Consider the following 17,800-nt stretch of genomic DNA (forward strand, 5'->3'; position numbering starts at 1 on the left):
AAATAATTTGTCCTGTTACATACCCATCTTGGCCGGTTCATTGATTACGTGAAGAAAATCAGCAGCTTGATTATCAATCATTATCCTGGCTTTGTCATTCTGATCCCTCCATCATCAAAATGACCTCTACAGTGGACCCCATTGTCAAGACAGCGATCCGTTTAATTTAAGATATAACTTTAATTCTACTTTCTTTCGTTGACGAGGGTGCGTAGCACACGAGTCAACCACAATAGCAGTTAATGAAACACCTGTTATTGAGCCTGTGGGTATGTGGGCGCGAAGCCATCGAGTGTGGTCAAGCGGTGGATAACGTCTTTTTGTTATCCATGGCTTGTCCACATGTCCCGAAGGGCGATGGCTGATCCGCAGGACGCGTCCACATATCCACAGGCATTCCATTACGCTGCAGCCTCATATAGGCCAGCATAAACCTCTGACGGCGTGTATATTCCAAATGATTGATGAGGTCTTTCGTCGTTATAAAACTTGAAATACACCCTTAAACCATTTCGTAGTGCTAAAACTGTTCCGTATTCTTTTATGTAAATATCTTCATATTTGACTGAACGCCATAGCCGTTCAATGAACACATTATCCATCCATCGACCTTTCCCGTCCATGCTAATTTTGATGTCATGGTCTTTTAAAACATCGGTAAACGCCTTACTGGTAAACTGGGAGCCTTGATCCGTATTAAAAATATCAGGCCTGCCGTGGAGCCTGATGGCGCTCTCCAACGCGCTTACACAAAAGTCATCATCCATGCTGTTTGATACCTTCCAAGAGAGCACCTTGCGGCTATACCAGTCCATTATTGCCACCAAATATACAAAGCCTCCTTGCATCCTAACGTAGGTAATATCGGTGCACCAAACCTGATTGGGTCGATCAATCACTAAACCACGTAGCAAGTAGGGATAAACCTTTTGTTCCTTGTTCTTTTTACTCGTATTCGGCTTTGGTGCCACTGAAACCAGACCCATGATCCGCATCAAACGCTGCACTCTCTTACGGTTAACGTCATGGCCAAGGCGACGTAAATAAGAACGCATCTTTCTGCTTCCATAGAAAGGATGGCGCATGTATTCCTCATCAATCAAGACCATCAAAGCCAGATTCTCTGGGCTCTCGGTACATATTCCTTCGCCAGCAGTGCGATAGTAGCTAGCGCGTGACAAATTAACCAATGCACATTGGCGTACGATGCTGAGTGTAGGGTGATTGACATCAATCATGGCTCGCTTCTCCCGCACGCTCAACTTAGATGACCGGTCTTTTTTTTAAGCCAGTCTAACTCAACCGCTAGCTGGCCTATTTGCGTGTATAATCGATCTCGTTCTTGTATGATGGAGTCCATGTCTTTGTCATGCTTGCCGCTAAACAATTGCTTGCTTCCATCCAGTAATTGTTTTTTCCACAGATTGATTTGTGTTGCATGCACCTCAAATTCAGATGCCAATTCATTGGTCGTCTTGTGACTTTTTAATGCCTCAATTGCTACCTTTGCTTTGAAGTCAGATGTAAATTTTTTTTTAGCCACTTGGTACCCCGTTTAACAATGGTTTCTATTTTACACCACTGTCTCATTTTTGGGGTCCACTATACTCCGTCCATATGATTGTCATATTGCAAAGCATGAACGTTATCTTTATCTTTATCTTTATGAAACCAGTGTAATTGAAAATCTGTTTCAGATAAAAAAATAATTCTCCAACTGGGATAAGCAACAGAGACTGAAAGTCTAAGTTAGATGCATTGAATTCAAGGTCTTTTTTAAAATTGGTGAGACTTAACTTGATTACAGTGGCCCACCAGAATTACCTTAAATTGTTACTGTCTGTTCATAATCCAAAGACGATTCGGCCACAGGTTGATCTGGAGAAAAAAAACAGTCCCCAAGGGTTAATGCTCTGGCTTGAGAAAGAGGGTTCGTTATTCTCTTAGATAGCGCGCTTTGAATAACAGACTCATAATTTGACGGCAGCAAAGTTACTGAATGTAAGTCTTCTCTCGGAGCTGTACGATAACGAAACAATGGGTAGTCACATTCGGTTTTCCCCCAAAGCATCATTAAATCATTATTCCAGTTGAATAAAGCACACCCTGTTGCGGCCGGTGCAAATGGATTTAACTCAATAACAACCAGTACATAAGATTTTGTCCCAATCTCAATTTTATTTTCATCAGTTATATCACCGTCATAATGATTTGATGGGATTAAAGCTAAATCAACAATATACTCGCGAATACACTCTGATGAGTCATTGCCATCTTGTTCACTTGAGAAATTTAAAAATTTTGCAACGTCCGGATCTACAACCTGAAGAACATAATTTTCAAATTTTGAAACAAGGTTTTTTTTACTTTGTTCATCTAAAAAGTTGAAACAATCTGTAGGCGTTTTATCAAAATATAAAAAATGAAAATACTGTGATATGCCAGTAACAATACTTTCTTTACGTAATCGTCTTGATACAAAAACTCTAAACTCGTGATCCGGACGGATATCATGCCATTCACGTAAAATAATATTTGTCGTACAGGCTGATTTATCAGCCGAGCTAAGGAGTGCCACCAGATCACTATAAACTCTGGAACTTTGTACTAGGGTTTCTATAATTTTTCTACCATCTCTAATTTTCATTGCTTTGAACATTGATGCGACTAAGGACACTAATTGCTGATTTTTGTTGTCATTTTCTTTCCAGTAACAAAAATCATTACTCATTAGGGTTGAGGCCTCTTCCAATAAATATTTAGAATCCTTGGGGCTTCTGGTAGACAAGCGCATAAAGGCTTCTTTATTGTTAAATTCTGAAAGGACTTCATTCAAAATACGTTCCAGTTTAGTGCTGTCATATCCAGGGCAACCGCATGAGTGCTCAAAAAATACCATTTAATACTTTCTGTGCATAATCAGGTTGTAAGGTTGCTTTGTATCGCTTGGCTTTTTCCCCTTTCTTACACGATTTTTCGTTATGTAACGCATTAATAGCGACATGTCTAAACACACCAAAATTCTCAGAGGCATTATCACGCCTAACTCTCGAGTCGTCTTCTCTAAATGACACATCCAATACCCAATGCAGCTGATTCTCGATAGCCCAATGCTTTCTAACTGCATTAGCAAATACTTTAGCGTTTGGAGCTATTGATACAATAAAATATCGGGTTTCAGAAGTTGTTTTACCATCGATATATTGTTCTGATTCAACCATTCCAATGCCTTGCAAAGAAGCCCATCGTCCAGGATTGCTAATCGTATCCAGCATGTCGCTGATCCAATATCGACGCAGCTCGACACGGCCATGTCCTTTATGAGCCTCCTCAAAGTAATCATATCTGACGTTCTTAAATTCAAATCGGCGAGATGTTTCAAAAAAATCGATTATTTCTTCGTGAAGTTGTTTCTGATTGTCTTTTACAGCCAATACATAGTCAGCCTCTTTGCTAACAATTTTTTCTGCAATTTTCTCTTGGCAACCCATAGCATCGATGGTCACAATGCAACCTTTAATATCCAATAAATCAAGTAAAGCCGGGATAGCCGTGATCTCATTTGATTTATCATCTGTCTTTTTTTGTCCAAGTACAACGCCATTTTCGCAAGCATATGCACTCACCATGTGAATCGCAGACTTACGTTTCTTCTTGTCATATGAATGGCGCAGGGTTTTTCCATCAACTGCCACAATTTTACCGTCTGTTGCTTCTTCAACTGCCGCCATCCATTTGATGAAACAGCTTTGTAATTCTTCTGGATTAAGACTAGACACTATCCTTGCAATCGTGTCATCAACAGGAATTCCTTTCTTAAAAAAAAACACGTTCTTGCAGCCAATTTAAAAGAGCATGGCCCACTTCTTCTATATCCTGACAGCCTTCAGCTCTACAAATGACGGCTAAAACACACAGAACAAGGATATCGATTAGTTCATGATCAATTTTACTTTCTTGACGAGGATCGCGAATTATCGAAAAACATTCTACTAATGATGACATTTCTGCTCCTTTGTAAATAAAGGAGATATGAGATCACATAATCAGTTTAATTTAAAGTCACTCGTGATCTTGCCCTGCATCAATCAGCTATTGAATGGATTTTACTTTTAAATTAAGGTTACAATTTGGATCTTTTTGTTCTTATTTTTCCTTAAAATTATTTAGAGGATCATAACTAATTGAACCCAATAGGCTGGACAGAAAGACAAAGTCTTCAGTATCTGTTTCCATTAATTATCAGTATCTCCTTTGCTATGGATGTATTTGTGCCTGCAATTCCAGAGATGACTCGTTTTTTTAAAACTGATGGCACTGTGATGCAGGCAAGTCTTTATGTTTTTATGCTTACTGTAGCTCTGGGGCAATTACTCGCAGGTCCCTTGGCAGATCATTATGGGCGTCGATGCATCACAATTTACGCAGCACTTCTTTTTCTTATTGGATCAATACTTTCCGCATTCTCTGAATCTGTATCCACTTTAATTATTGCGCGAATGATTCAGGCAGCAGGTGCCTGTGGTACCTATCTGCTCTGCTTTATTATAATAAGGGACAACTTTTCCACTACAGTTTGCGCACGTCTGTTTAGCATTTTATGTGGAATCAACGCCATGGTTGCAAGCTCCGCCCCAGTAATCGGTGGGTTCTTGCTTGATCTAACCCAGGATTGGCATAGTGGATTTTATTTTCTTACCCTGCTTGGTCTTTTAATGAGTTTCATGGCATTTCGAAATATTCCTGATTATGTTTATCCAAAGCAGGAATCAACCCATTTAAATATATTTAAAACTACAAAGCTGATTTTAACTCACTTAGAGTTTCGTCAACATGCCCTTATCGCGTCGGTCAGCTTACTTGGTTTATATCTATTTTGCGCCTTATCTCCTGGTATCCTGATTAGTCAACTGCACCTAAGCGCGACTCAATACGGTTTGTGGTTTGGGTTAAATGCGATAACTGTATTTCTCACTAATCTAGTTTCCGCACGCCTGACCTATTCTTATCCATTGGAAAAAATTGTACGTTGGGGCCTGTTATGGATCATTTTTTCTTGTATTTTAATGATATCCTTAAATCTCTATCACGTAAGTGTTATCCGTTTTATGTTTCCCATGCTTTGTTTGACTTTCGGTATCGGCCTCAGTATGGGAACAGCAACTGCTCTTGCTTTAAAAGATTTTAAACAGCAAGCAGGAACTGCCACAGCATTGTTAGGAGCTTGTCAGTTTGGTTTATCAGGGTGTATAGGTATTCTTACCGCTCAATTGAATCCTGAACCATCGCTTCTTGCTTTTCCAGTCCTTTGTTTGGGGACATTATCGTTAGTTGGAATCAAACGATCTGACTTAAAACCCCTGATCAATTCTTAAATTTTTCATATGCTGCAACGAAATTGCTTCATATTGAACAAGGTTCCTGAATCCCTACCCAATCCAGGCTTAACTGCCATTCAGTTAAGGATGATATTGGGATTGCACCTACGACTCCCAATGGCACCTTCTTAATGAGGGAAGCAACGCAATCGTTGCGAAGCACCATGTTGATATGCTTAATATTGGTAACAAAAACACAAAATTTGTAAGTTGTGAAAAAAACATTTGCATTTAATTCAAGATTTAGATTAATCTGGAGGAGACTCACAAGGAAAAGGAGCTCACCATGGGTAAGAAAGATGCACATTCTCGTTAAGTAAATGGAGATAGTAAAACAAAAAACCCCACCAAACAGGGTTCACAACTTTTTTTCAATACAAGACAACTAAACCCATCTGCCGAAGTACAGCAAACCCAGCAAACCCAACAATTACAACAACCCGTTCAAGAAATAAGACTGCAGACTACAACTGACATTCTACTAGCTGCCATTTTACAAGAATTAAAAACTCACAATATGATTGAATTCATCAAAATAAAGGATCAACAAGAGCAAGAACGCGACGAATTGCAAGCGGCTAAAGAAATGCAAGAGCATGACAGCGAGCGATTCGAAGAACTTCGACAATCGATGTATATTTGATTAAAACAGTACATTCCTCCAAGCCAATTAACCGATCATTGTTAATTGGCATTTAATTAATCGATGATTAGTCAACTCAATATACTATTATTAGCAAGACTTCCAGTCTGTCAAGCCTAGAGAGTTCGGTACAACAAGGATCCACTGTCCCATGACCAAAATCAGTTACCCATCGCTATAGCGTTTTTCTTAGCGCATCATTGTCCCTGCTGTTTTTTCGCATCTTTGACCGGGACACCCTGATATGGGTCCGCATGTCTGGAACAAAATTAAGGAAAAATAAGAGCTATTCATCCATCATTTATAGTTAAAAATTCACTCAAATTAACCTATTTAAACCTACTCAATACCGTATGAATAGTGATTGCTACTACGAATTGTCTTAGGTCATTTTACCACAACTCTATCAGAATGACTTATCCACAAGTCCACAGGTCAGGAGAGCTTCACTTTCTCGTATAGGCCTGTGGGCCTTGTGGGTAAGTCATGACGCTCTCATTTAGGGTTTATGGTCTTTTCCGGCCATAATACACCTCTGCGGGCGTTAAATAATTAAAGGACTGGTGAAGCCTTCGGTTATTATAATACTCAAAATACTCCGTTAAGGCCAGCTCAACCTCTTCAATTGTATCAAAATCATACCGGTAGATTTTTTCTTGCTTAACACTACGCCACAATCGCTCGATAAATATATTATCTAAATAACGTCCTCGCCCATCCATGCTGATAGAAATGTGGTGAGATTTTAGCGTATTTATCCAATCTTTTGAGGTAAATTGAGAACCCTGATCCGTGTTAAAGATCTCACAACGCGAATGCAGCAAAGCGTTTCTAAGCGCCTCAATACAAAATTCAGCCTCCATAGTAGGTGAAATAGCCCATCCAATCACATAACGACTATACCAGTCCATAATAGCTACTAAATACACATGCTTTCCTTTCATGCGGATGTAGGTGATATCTGCGGCCCAAACCTGATTTGGTTTGGTGATATCCACCTCTTTTAATAAATAAGGGAACACCTCATGCTCCTTATTGGGAACGCTTGTATTTGGCTTTGGGTAAACAGTCGATAACCCCATCATTTCCATCAACTTTTTTACTCGACGTTTACCAACAGGATAGCCTACTTCTTTTGACAGCCATCTTGCCCGCTTAATTTTACCTTCACATGGATACTGCAGATAGTGCTCATCAAGTAGCGCCATAAGCGCTTCATCTTCGACAGAAATGGGCTTGGCACTATAATAATAACTTGAAACAGGCAAGTCTAATAGCAAGCATTGTTCACGAATGGTGAGCTCGGCAAGAGGATCAATCATGACGCGCTTTTCATCCAGACTAAAGTTCATGCTTTTTTTTTAGCCAAGATAGCTGCGCTTGAAGTCGACCAATTTCTTGATATAATGCCTCAACAAGCTGCTCTTGGGACTTGGCTTCTTTTTCATTAGCCCCAGAGAATAAATCGTTAATGGCTTTGATGGCCGATTGCTTCCAAGTTTTTACCTGCGTTGCGTGAACACCGTATTCACTGGTAATTTGCGCTTGTGTGAGTTTCCCCTCAATCGCAGCTAGCGTTATTTTTGCCTTCTTGGCCGCCGTATAATAAGCTCGCTTTTTAGACATTTTATTCTCCTCTTTGTATTAAGAAGAATAGCTCTTAAAAAACCTTTTTTTGTGTCCAGAAAACCGCGCCTATATTACCCAGTAAGACCTCTTAGCACTGCAGGAAAACATAGTGGATAAATATATTTAATAAATGCGTGCCGTTGATTTAATTTATAAAATATCATATGGTTATTGTCCTGAAATATACCTACCTTTGAGCATTAAATAAAAAGTATAGAAAAGGCTTGGCCATGAACGAAACACTTTAGATAAAAAACCCTGGTGATGGATTGGGGACAGTAGACTTTTGCGCTACTGCTATTAAGGATGAGAAATGAACGTAATTATAAAACATATTGCTGTTTTGAACCTGTCATTATTGTTGATGGCCATTGCTCCAAAAAATACTTTTGCACAAATCATTTATGGTCTTGACAAGGCTAGAAATTTTAATACAACTCACCATGGACCTTTCTCTATATATGCAGGAACTTTTCGAGCGAAAAATTCTGCCTGCCAATTAAGAAGTCAAATAGCCGCCCGCACCCATTATCCTGTTCGAGTTGTTTCTTCAGGTCAGTTGCACTCAGTTGTTCTTGGACCATTAGCTTCACCTCAGACAGTACGAGCGATAGGGGACTCTCTGCTAGTCACCCCTGCTTTGAAGGCTAAGAAGGTACATAAAGCAGTTAGGGTATCACAAGGCCAGTCGAAACAGACATTAACCCCATTGCCACCTGATATTGCATCAAAAAACGTTGGTACGCTAATCCATACACAGACAGGTGGGATAAGATTTACCGTATTGGCGGGTGGTAGTTCCTATGCTTTTGATCAACAAGGTCAGGTATTTTTCCCCGCTGAAGCATTTAGAACCGATTCCTACGTATCAGAGGAGCATAAAATCCAATTTGCATCTGCAATCGGCATTTCCTACGAAAAAATTCTTGAGCCCAATAAAGAGAAGTCCTGGAATATGCTGCGCAGTATCTCTTTAGGCGTAAATGCTTATTATAATGAAGGTTCGCAACATGGATCAGTATACCAGTATGGTTTACCCGACTTTAATAACGCCACCTACGAATTACAAGTTAGAAGCTTTCGTGTCATGCTGGATACAGAATGGGGGTTACGTCCTTCCTACTTCGGTATTATGCCCTTCATTGAAGCCGGTGTCGGCGGTGCCCAAAACTCAATGAGCTTCCAAAATATACCACGGCCTGATATTGGTGCTGATGGTGGAAATTATAGTCTTTCCGATAAGGCAAGAGTGCACTTCGCTTATGAGCTTGGTGCAGGACTTAAATTACCCCTTAGAACTAATGTTATGGTATCTGCCCGTTACCTTTTTGCCGATATCGGTGATGCACGAAGTGGTATATCAGATAATGAAACTGGAGTCCTGCTGGCTTACCCTGTCAGAACCAATGTTCAATCACACTCTGTATTATTTGGCTTAAGTTACTTATTTGGATAACTATTTATGAAAAACAATTTACTAAAACAACTGCCATTTCTATTCACGTTGGGTCTATGTTGTACATCCATCTACGCAGGAAGCACCCCACCGTTATCTCTTGTTACCCAAGAGACTGCTCAGAATATGTTGCCGAATACAAAACAGACACTTACTTACAGTATTAAAAATAACGTGCCTACTGCGCCAGTTATGCTGAACATAAACCCATCCAGGACAATGTTAACTCCTGCATCGCCACTAACCACATGGGAGATTACAGATGACTGTATATACAAGGGAATGAATCATTATATTCCCCCCGGCGAAATTTGCCATGTTATTGTCACCATCAATGCTGGGGGTACAGCTGCTCATATTCAACAAAACCTTATTATCAATTATGGCCCCACTTTCCAGACAATAACACCTGCCCCTGTGTTAGGTTTTGAGATCACCAGTAGCGCTACCGGATTCTTTTTTACCACCGAACCCGTAGGACACAATATGTTAGTGAATACGACCCAATTCCTAAGTTGGACCGTAGAAAACAGCTCGGCAAGTAACATTACCATTAATAGTGCGACCATTCATTTCACTGATGCATCCCCCCTAATTGCTGTGCCAACGTTTAGTAATGATTGTGGTAACATCGTTCCAGCAAATGGTGGTACTTGTACTATTTCAACCACTATTCAAGCACTTAACACCGCAGGGGAAGTGAATGAATTCCTCGCAATTCCTTATGATTCCGGCAAGACCCTCATTACTGACAAGCCAACCAATTTTTCCATCCTCTCATCAGCAAATACCCGTACATTCATGTTTGAGAATCAATGCCCCTATGATGTTTGGCTGGCTTTCGTAGGTGGTGGGCAAATTAATGGGTGTGCGACGGATACTGATTGTGATAATAAACCTAATGTCATTCCTGGAACTTTCGTCTGTGATCCAGCAGCAAATACTGGTGCTGGTATCTGTAACTGGAAAAATCCAACACCTCCTGGCGGTGATTATCGGGTGCTTGCCAATGGTGGCACCAAAAACGTCACATTAATTGAAAATGTCTATCCTCTTTCATCCACACAACACTTGGTATGGAGCGGTGTGATTGGCGGCAGAACCAGTTGCACCACTACTGGCTGCTCTACTGCTGATTGCGGTGGTGGTACAGGTGGCTGTCCGGTAGGACGCGGATTGGACCAACCCGCACAACAAGCCGAACCCACGTTCCAACAAGAGTCTGATTTTTATGACATCACTGGCATTAACGGCATCAACATTCCAATGTCAATCGAGCCCCAGGGTGTTACGCGTGATGCGGTTAATCCTTACACCTGTGGCGCACCAGGTATTACTGTTGACCAGGTAAGTACCGGTGGAACGATTGGTGCTTGTGATTGGAGTTTTACGCCACCCAGCAACAACTATATCTGGGTTGCCACTGGCGGGGCGAATTGTAATGTGAACGGTGATTGTGATGAAGCAGGAGGAGAGGCTTGCGGTTTATCTCCAGCCAATATTATAGCTAATTCTGCCCAAAGAACCTGTGGAATTTTCAAAGGTTATTGGACTGCAAATCAAGTGTGCGGCATCAACACGAGCTACTCGCAAGCCCCCTATTTATGCACCAATGCAGCGACCAATGGAACATTTACTAACATGTATCAATGCAGCGGTACGGGTTACGACCAATCGTGTTATAACTCCTCTGGTTCAACGACGTGCTGTGGTTGTCATAATTGGCAGGAAGCACCAACTTCTTTAGTGCTTCCTTCAGACCCGCTCATTGTTGCACAATGTAATGTTACCGGTAATGGCTCAAATAACGCTGTATGGAGTGCTAATGCTCTTCCAACACTAGGTTGGTACAAAGCAGCATGCCCTCCATTTTATGTTTATCCCTTTGACGACAAAAGCAGTACCTTTAGTTGTACTAATAATCCTACGGGAATCAATTCGACTAACTATAAAATTACTTATTGCCCTGGCGGAAATTCAGGCGCACCCATAGGAGTGACTCCGAACCCTTAAATGGAGAGTAGTTATGGTAAAAGGAAAGACAAAACCCATCGTCATCATTACGGGTTCCGCTGGAACAATCGGCACGGCACTGACCAGGAAACTGAAAGACTGCTATCAGGTGGTTGGTTTTGATTTATCCGAAGATGCCTGTGATATTCCTTTCGATCTCAGCTCGCCAATTTCCGTGTCATTGGCTTTCAAGTTATTTAAAGAGAAATTTGGCAATAAGATTGCAGGTGTTATTCATCTTGCCGCTTTTTTTGATTTTACGGGTAAAGAATCACCTCTATATGACACGATTAATGAAGAAGGCACAAAAAAACTGCTTGAAGCGCTGCAGGATTTTGATGTTGACCGCTTCATTTACTCCAGCACCATGCTGGTACAAAAACCCTCGGCTCGGGGTGAGCGCATCAATGAACAAACCCCGGTTGAACCCAAGTGGGCCTATCCCAAATCAAAGGCCAAAACTGAAGAGATCATAGCCAGATATCATGGCAAGATCCCCTATCTCATTTTGCGGTTAGCAGGAGTATATAATGATCAACGCTGTGTGCCGACCCTGGCCAACCAGATTGCCCGGGTGTACGAACGGGATGTCAAAAGCAATTTATACGCAGGGGATATCAAGGCCGGGCAATCGTTTATTCATCAGAATGATTTAATGGAATTGTTTAAAAAAGCATTAGATAAGCGAAATGACTTACCAAAAAAAGAGATCATTCTTGCAGGGGAACCTGAAACAATCAGTTATGAGCAGCTGCAAAAACAAATCGCACAGCTCATACATGAGGAGGATGTTGACCTGATCAGTGTACCTAAAGGTATGGCAAAGATCGGAGCATATATTGAAGAAAAAATGGAACCGATAGTTCCAGATGAATACGACAAAGGGGAAAAACCTTTTATCCGTCCTTTTATGATTGATTTGGCATCCGATCATTATGCACTGGATATAAGCAAAGCCGAAAAAGAACTGGACTGGAAGCCAAAGCATCGGATAAATGAGACATTGCCAAAAATCATTAAGGCATTAAAAAAAGATGCCAATAGATGGTATGAACTAAATGGGGTCACAAAACCGGACTGGATGGAGGCAAATAAAGGCCATCATGTTGAAACGACGCGAAAAGCTTATGAAGTCCAGTTTCGAAAACAGCATCAAAACAATCTTTGGGCGCATTTTTTAAATATCGTGCTAGGCTTTTGGCTTATTACTGCACCACCCACCTTAGGCTATGAATCATACCCTTTGGCAGTCAGTGATATGGCCAGTGGGGTCTTATTGATTGTTCTGGCATTTTTAAGTTTGTCCTGGCGTGCAGCCCCTGCCCGCTGGGGATGTGCTTTAGTTGGTTTATGGTTAATTTACGCCCCACTTTTTTTTTGGGCCCCCACTTCCGGGGCTTATTTAAACGATACACTAACAGGCTTTCTTGTGATTGGATTTTCAATACTCGTCAAGCCATCGATTGGTATTGCGCCAAACGCTGCCATGCATGGATCGTCAATTCCCCCCGGGTGGGAATTCTCACCGTCTAGCTGGTTTCAGCGATTTCCAATTATCGTACTAGCGTTTATTGGTTTGTATGTTTCCCGATATCTCGCCGCCTACCAGCTGGAACATATTGACAGTGTTTGGGAGCCTTTTTTTACGGGATTTTTACCAGATGCTAAAAACGGTACGGAAGAGATAATAACCTCCTATGTATCGAAAGTCTGGCCAATCCCAGATGCAGGACTTGGAGCTACTGTTTATATTCTGGAGATTTTAACCGGTATTCTTGGCAGCTCAAATCGATGGCGAACAATGCCGTGGCTGGTTCTATTTTTTGGAATCATGATTGTTCCTTTAGGGGTAGTATCGATTACGTTTATTATTATTCAACCTATACTGCTAAACACCTGGTGCACCTTGTGTCTTATTGGTGCGGCAGCGATGTTAATCCAGGTTCCCTATTCATTTGATGAGTTGGTAGCTACCAGTATGTTTCTCTGGCGCCGCTGGAAAGCTGGTCGCCCCATCTTGCGCGTATTGCTGTTTGGGGATGTGGATGAGGCAGATAAAAAATCAAGAGGAAATATAGAAGATGATTTTGAGCAATCTCCCCGAATCATCATTAAAGAAATGCTAACCGGAGGGGTGTCGCTGCCGTGGAATTTGGCGTTGTGTGTTCTCATCGGTGTTTGGCTGATGTGCACCCGTCTCACTCTGGGTGCTTCAGGAAGTATGGCTAATGTCGATCACTTGATTGGATCTTTAATAGTTACCATTACCGTCACCTCATTGGCTGAGTCCGTTCGTGTGCTGCGTTTGATTAATCTTGTTTGTGCTGTGGCACTATTCATTACCCCATTTGTTTATGGAGCGAACCTTACTGCAACGCTCGTAAGTATATTAGCTGGTAGTTTATTGTTTGTCTTGACCTTGCCCCGCGGCAAAATTCGCAGTTCTTATGGTGCATGGGATAAATTCATCGTTTAAGTCAAAGTGCTCAAGGAGTCTGACAAGAGGTAACATGCTTATTTTTTTATAATTTGTGACGTAATCAGGATAAGAATTGTTCCTATGATCGCTCCGAGTACTGTTCCAATACCGAGCAGCTTTAAGCTACCTATAACTGCACCAATAGCCATTCCGATGGATAACTCAATGCTAATACCCAGGGAGGGAATTAAAACTTCAAAAATATTGTCTTGTGATACTGCCTGGAGTTCCTTTTTATTTTTATTGATTTTAAAGAAGGCTATACTTCCGGTAAGCAATCCTCCGAGGATGGCGCCAATAATCAAACCGCAGATACCACCAACGAAAAGATCAGCATCAATACCAAATTTATGGTCCCTGTATCCAGAAAAAAATCCAAATAGAGGGGCGATATAACAACCGGATAAAGATCCTATAGCTCCCCCGGTTAATGCCCCGGGTATCGTGCCTACGGCTGCTGCAAGATATAATTTAGGGTTTTTAATAAGATTTAGGAGACTGCTTGTAACACTCATGATTGTGATCCCAATAGTTCAATGATAATAAGCTTCCCATGATAACTTATATTGACAAACGAATCTTTACCCTAGATCATTCTCTTGCTTGATATGCTTATGAGTCAGTACCTTCAGCAATTCACGTTTAATCTTCAAACATGCCAAGTACCGCTTTATTTTAGACCTCAAGTCCTGAGATAATATTTTCACCATCAGGTGTGGAGTGTGGACTACAGCAAAAGGATAGTAACTGGTTTGAATAAAAATATCTTAATTGAATTACAAATTGCTTTAGTTTTACTCGGAGCCCCCATTTTCGTTTTTCTGGATAGCCCGTGGTTTGCTGCGCATTTTTTTCAGGCACAGGATTTAAATAATGCGATTATGATTTTTTTTTACTGCTGGATTTTTTTTCTTTCAGGACGAAGATTATATTGGTTGATGCTTATTGTGATCGTAGTTAGTTTTTGTGCTGAAGTAATAGGTTCCACAATCCTGACCCTGTATCGGTATCATCTTGATAATATCCCTCCCTACATACCTCTGGGACATGCTGTTACCTATGCCATAGTATACCAAATTTCGCGCCAACAATTCATCTGGAACAACCATATAGCCTTTGAAAAATTTTTGCATCAATTTGCTTTTATCACTTGTTTTATGTCATTGATTGTCTTAAACGACATTGCAGGTTTTCTTTGTTATCTGTTTTTTTTGATTATTTTGCGGCAGAGAAAAAAACCTTTATTTTATTTGACCATGTTTGCCGTAACGTACTACTTAGAGTTACTAGGAACAGTTTCCTCCGCATGGTCCTATTACTTTGCTCTTGGAAATCACCCTGACTATCCTTCAACATCCGTGACACCCTGCGGAATAGCCGGTATTTACATGCTCGTTGATATATCGAGCAACTCGATATATCTCCAGGTTAAAAAATTTAAAAAACACCTTCTCAAAAAAGAACAATGTCTGGATTAAATATTATTCCTAAATATTAGGGTCTGTTGACCCTAGTTCAAATAACTTAACGTCAGTTATGGATAAGAAGCTTATTAAATCGAGTCACTACCTCGATCCGTTCGCCCTGAGGAGTCGCTTTAGCGACGTCTCGAAGGGTTTTGGCCCAGTGCCTAGCCTTCGAGACGGGCTAAAGCCCTCCTCAGGCCGAACGAAGCATGATAAAATCTGAGTTCCTTATCCATAACTCACGTTAACTTAAGTTAGACTTCCAGATTGGCAACCATAGAGTTTTGTAATGCACTGTTGTTTGGTCTAAGTAGGGTAATTTCTCGCATGGATTTGCAAAAGGTTTCCTTGATGCCAAATAAGGCAAGAACAAAAGCAGTAAGGAGAAGAATTATCATCACAAAAAAAGCGCGTTGGTAATTGACGAGGGGCACTAAAGAACTGCCTCTCACTAAAACAAGACCTATTATAGGAGAGATTGATGCGGAAAATAATGCAATCATTGCGTTATTGAATCCTAAGCCAACAGCTAAATGACATTCTTTGCATTGTTCCGCCATAATAGCGAAACCAATACTCTGACCGCTGGCACCGATACCTAGTAAGATGAAGCCCAAAGCTGTCATCACTTGGTTAAGCGGTAAGTAAATAATACCCGTAAGAGCAATCAATGCTGTAAACGCGCTAGCGATCATCAATGTTTTACGACGGTGGATTTTATCAGAAATATAGCCTAATACCGCGCAACCAACAGCATAACCAAACCAGGCTATTGTAATCATATAAGCTGAAAAATTAGCAGAAAATCCTTTATTAATTAGAAACTCTTTACATTCATTTTCAGATAAATACTCAAGGCTGAAATAGACAAATGCAGAGAAAATTGCAATGTACCAGATTTGTTTTTGATAAATAAATTTTTGTAACGTTTCTTTAACCGAGGCGGTGCGTGTAAGAGTAACAAATTTATCCTTATCCCCCCTATTTTTATCCACTACCAATAAAACAAGGGCTGCAATTGCCATCCCTACACCAGCTAAGCATCCAAAAACACCTTGCCAGCATACAAGGGATTTTTCGGATAACATGTTTAATGGTCCAGCTGCTAACATAGGCCCCATAGTTCCTATAAATTGGGACAAGCCAATAAACAGACCAATATTTTTTCGTGGCAACCAATCGTAAACGGCTACTAATAAACAAACGAATCCAAATGATGATCCTAAACCCATTAAGGTGCGAAATAGAATGGCAATACCGAAAGTGGGTGACAAGGCAAGACCTACATCAGCAAAAACACAGATAATCACTGCAATAAATAACGTTCGTTTTACACCAAAACGTTCTGAAATCAGACCAACGGGAATTTGCATCAGTCCATAAATCAATTGATAAGCAGTAGAACTAAGAAGAGCAAAAGTTATTGGCGTCAAGTGAAGTTGATCCATTATCGGCTGTTGGAATATACCTAACACTGTACGTAATAAAAATTCATACATAAAAAATAATGCACATACTAACCAGACAGCCAGAGCCCGATAGGTTATTTTGTTTGAATTCATCATTTAGCCTCTAAGATTTCACTCCAGGCCTCAATTGTCGTCTCAGCCCTGTCGTTATCAATGAACGAAGCAATTTTAAATAATGTTTGCCCTTCATGAATAAGTGGGTGGCGATTTATTCCTACCACAATTCCATCACTTGGGGATTTGACGGGTTCCCTGGCATCAGAACTGAATGGGTCACTAATTAATCCCAGAATTTGCTTTTTTCTAATCATCTGTCCTAATTCAACTTCAGTATGTAAAACGCCGCTTAAATGAGCACGAAGCCAATCTTGTTCTTGAGAAAAAATAGATTTATAGGCATTGTTTTCAAAAGTAGTTTCTTCGTCCAACATTCCTAAATGGACCATAACGTTTTGAATACCGGTTAGACCCAATGAAATTGCCGATTCATTGAGGCGCATCGCCTCACCTGCTTGATACATTACAAAGGGGATATTTAAATTATCAACTGTCTGACGTAAGGAATTATCGTTTCTAATAAGATTAGTGATGACTGGTGCAGTAAATTGTTTCGCCAAACTTTTACTGTCTGGATTATCAAGGTTACAATAAATTTGAGGTAAGATATCATGATTTAAAGAGCCCGTTTGTAACTCGATACAATAATTCGCCTTTGATAAAATCTCTTGAGTAACTAAATGAGCCGTACGCTCACCATAGGTACCTTGTTGTTTCCCTGGAAAACAACCCTCCAGGTTAGTTTCAGGGGATGAGGCTTTGGGATGGTTTATTAATCCGAGGACATTCATCACAGGAATTGCAATTAAGGTTCCCCGCAAATTTTTTAGTTGTTTCGACTTGAGCAAACGATTGATGATTTCCATCCCGTTTAACTCATCACCTTTCACGGCAGAAAAAATTAATAAACAAGGGCCAGCTTCTTTTCCGTGGATAACTTTGATGGGCATGCGAAATGAAGCACATGAGTAAAAGTCTGGGAGTGGTAGCGCTAAATTTGAACTTTCTCCTGGATAAATTATGGTATCAAAAAAAGTTAAATTGGTATTCTTCATAGGACTTGAAAACGCTCTTATTTAAATTTGAGCTATTCATTATAACAAATTAGACTAGTGTGTGCAAAAATACCTCTCACTTAGTCTAAAGACAGTAAGTCTACCTGTTTGATAACATGATTTTTTTTAGCGCATCTGTCCATTTATTGTAATGA

The 17,800-nt window shown here is 40.5% G+C and carries 14 protein-coding genes and 1 pseudogene; 6 read left to right on the forward strand and 9 right to left on the reverse strand.

Features of this window, described 5'->3' with window-relative positions; translation table 11 throughout:
- Nucleotides 1–401: 401 nt before the first annotated feature.
- The 4 genes and pseudogenes from HRS36_RS14695 to HRS36_RS18755 form a co-directional block, all read right to left on the reverse strand.
- Nucleotides 402–1,543: pseudogene (locus tag HRS36_RS14695) on the reverse strand (IS3 family transposase).
- Between the two features lie 282 nt (nt 1,544–1,825).
- Nucleotides 1,826–2,899 (reverse strand): cell division cycle protein 123 family protein, encoded by a 1,074-nt coding sequence (locus HRS36_RS14700; RefSeq protein WP_173237874.1) that lies wholly within the window; start codon nt 2,897–2,899, stop codon nt 1,826–1,828.
- Entirely contained in the window at nt 2,886–3,830 is a 945-nt protein-coding gene (locus tag HRS36_RS14705) for an ISAs1 family transposase (RefSeq protein ID WP_226905485.1), read from the reverse strand. Before HRS36_RS14705 ends, HRS36_RS14700 begins: the two co-directional genes overlap by 14 nt.
- Nucleotides 3,817–4,005 (reverse strand): transposase family protein, encoded by a 189-nt coding sequence (locus HRS36_RS18755; protein ID WP_226905486.1) that lies wholly within the window; start codon nt 4,003–4,005, stop codon nt 3,817–3,819. Before HRS36_RS18755 ends, HRS36_RS14705 begins: the two co-directional genes overlap by 14 nt.
- A gap of 179 nt (nt 4,006–4,184) precedes the next feature.
- Between HRS36_RS18755 and HRS36_RS14710 the strand changes: the two genes are divergently transcribed.
- Both HRS36_RS14710 and HRS36_RS18895 read left to right on the forward strand, forming a co-directional pair.
- On the forward strand, nt 4,185–5,375 hold the full coding sequence (locus HRS36_RS14710; RefSeq protein ID WP_173237875.1) for a Bcr/CflA family efflux MFS transporter: 1,191 nt from the start codon (nt 4,185–4,187) through the stop codon (nt 5,373–5,375).
- Nucleotides 5,376–5,895: 520 nt separating this feature from the next.
- Nucleotides 5,896–6,021 (forward strand): hypothetical protein, encoded by a 126-nt coding sequence (locus tag HRS36_RS18895; RefSeq protein WP_267313910.1) that lies wholly within the window; start codon nt 5,896–5,898, stop codon nt 6,019–6,021.
- A gap of 506 nt (nt 6,022–6,527) precedes the next feature.
- Here HRS36_RS18895 and HRS36_RS14720 read toward each other — a convergent pair.
- Nucleotides 6,528–7,373, reverse strand: a complete 846-nt coding sequence (locus tag HRS36_RS14720; protein WP_173235473.1) for an IS3 family transposase — start codon at nt 7,371–7,373, stop codon at nt 6,528–6,530.
- A complete protein-coding gene (locus HRS36_RS14725; RefSeq protein ID WP_173235475.1) occupies nt 7,363–7,647 on the reverse strand; it encodes a transposase in 285 nt (94 codons plus the stop codon). The genes HRS36_RS14720 and HRS36_RS14725 overlap by 11 nt, the downstream gene beginning before the upstream one ends.
- Before the next feature lie 316 nt (nt 7,648–7,963).
- On the opposite strand from HRS36_RS14725, the gene HRS36_RS14730 reads away from it, so the two are divergent.
- Genes HRS36_RS14730 through HRS36_RS14740 form a run of 3 tightly spaced genes read left to right on the forward strand, consistent with a single transcriptional unit; the run spans nt 7,964 to nt 13,595 of the window.
- Complete coding sequence (locus HRS36_RS14730) at nt 7,964–9,106, forward strand: outer membrane protein (RefSeq protein WP_173237876.1); 1,143 nt, start codon at nt 7,964–7,966, stop codon at nt 9,104–9,106.
- Nucleotides 9,107–9,112: 6 nt separating this feature from the next.
- Entirely contained in the window at nt 9,113–11,119 is a 2,007-nt protein-coding gene (locus HRS36_RS14735) for a thaumatin family protein (protein WP_173237877.1), read from the forward strand.
- Between the two features lie 13 nt (nt 11,120–11,132).
- Complete coding sequence (locus tag HRS36_RS14740; protein ID WP_173237878.1) at nt 11,133–13,595, forward strand: vitamin K epoxide reductase family protein; 2,463 nt, start codon at nt 11,133–11,135, stop codon at nt 13,593–13,595.
- A gap of 38 nt (nt 13,596–13,633) precedes the next feature.
- Here HRS36_RS14740 and HRS36_RS14745 read toward each other — a convergent pair whose 3' ends face one another.
- The gene (locus tag HRS36_RS14745; protein WP_173237879.1) at nt 13,634–14,113 is read right to left on the reverse strand and encodes a hypothetical protein; all 480 of its coding nucleotides are present in this window, start codon (nt 14,111–14,113) and stop codon (nt 13,634–13,636) included.
- Between the two features lie 237 nt (nt 14,114–14,350).
- Between HRS36_RS14745 and HRS36_RS14750 the strand changes: the two genes are divergently transcribed.
- Nucleotides 14,351–15,076, forward strand: a complete 726-nt coding sequence (locus tag HRS36_RS14750) for a hypothetical protein (RefSeq protein ID WP_173237880.1) — start codon at nt 14,351–14,353, stop codon at nt 15,074–15,076.
- A 242-nt stretch (nt 15,077–15,318) separates the two neighbouring features.
- On the opposite strand, the gene HRS36_RS14755 is transcribed toward HRS36_RS14750, so the two are convergent.
- The gene (locus HRS36_RS14755) at nt 15,319–16,629 is read right to left on the reverse strand and encodes an MFS transporter (RefSeq protein ID WP_226905487.1); all 1,311 of its coding nucleotides are present in this window, start codon (nt 16,627–16,629) and stop codon (nt 15,319–15,321) included.
- Nucleotides 16,626–17,540 (reverse strand): succinylglutamate desuccinylase/aspartoacylase family protein, encoded by a 915-nt coding sequence (locus HRS36_RS14760; protein ID WP_226905488.1) that lies wholly within the window; start codon nt 17,538–17,540, stop codon nt 16,626–16,628. The genes HRS36_RS14755 and HRS36_RS14760 overlap by 4 nt, the downstream gene beginning before the upstream one ends.
- Between the last annotated feature and the right edge of the window lie 260 nt (nt 17,541–17,800).

The organism is Legionella antarctica (assembly GCF_011764505.1).
In the GTDB taxonomy this organism is placed as follows: Bacteria; Pseudomonadota; Gammaproteobacteria; order Legionellales; family Legionellaceae; genus Legionella; species Legionella antarctica.

Bases quoted from the DNA above. Each gene is read 5' to 3' on its own strand.
- HRS36_RS14700 (WP_173237874.1), bottom strand. From the start codon at position 2,899: ATGGTATTTTTTGAGCACTCATGCGGTTGCCCTGGATATGACAGCACT.
- HRS36_RS18755 (WP_226905486.1), bottom strand. From the start codon at position 4,005: ATGTCATCATTAGTAGAATGTTTTTCGATAATTCGCGATCCTCGTCAA.
- HRS36_RS18895 (WP_267313910.1), top strand. From the start codon at position 5,896: ATGATTGAATTCATCAAAATAAAGGATCAACAAGAGCAAGAACGCGAC.
- HRS36_RS14720 (WP_173235473.1), bottom strand. From the start codon at position 7,373: ATGAACTTTAGTCTGGATGAAAAGCGCGTCATGATTGATCCTCTTGCC.
- HRS36_RS14725 (WP_173235475.1), bottom strand. From the start codon at position 7,647: ATGTCTAAAAAGCGAGCTTATTATACGGCGGCCAAGAAGGCAAAAATA.
- HRS36_RS14730 (WP_173237876.1), top strand. From the start codon at position 7,964: ATGAACGTAATTATAAAACATATTGCTGTTTTGAACCTGTCATTATTG.
- HRS36_RS14735 (WP_173237877.1), top strand. From the start codon at position 9,113: ATGAAAAACAATTTACTAAAACAACTGCCATTTCTATTCACGTTGGGT.
- HRS36_RS14740 (WP_173237878.1), top strand. From the start codon at position 11,133: ATGGTAAAAGGAAAGACAAAACCCATCGTCATCATTACGGGTTCCGCT.
- HRS36_RS14745 (WP_173237879.1), bottom strand. From the start codon at position 14,113: ATGAGTGTTACAAGCAGTCTCCTAAATCTTATTAAAAACCCTAAATTA.
- HRS36_RS14755 (WP_226905487.1), bottom strand. From the start codon at position 16,629: ATGATGAATTCAAACAAAATAACCTATCGGGCTCTGGCTGTCTGGTTA.
- HRS36_RS14760 (WP_226905488.1), bottom strand. From the start codon at position 17,540: ATGCCCATCAAAGTTATCCACGGAAAAGAAGCTGGCCCTTGTTTATTA.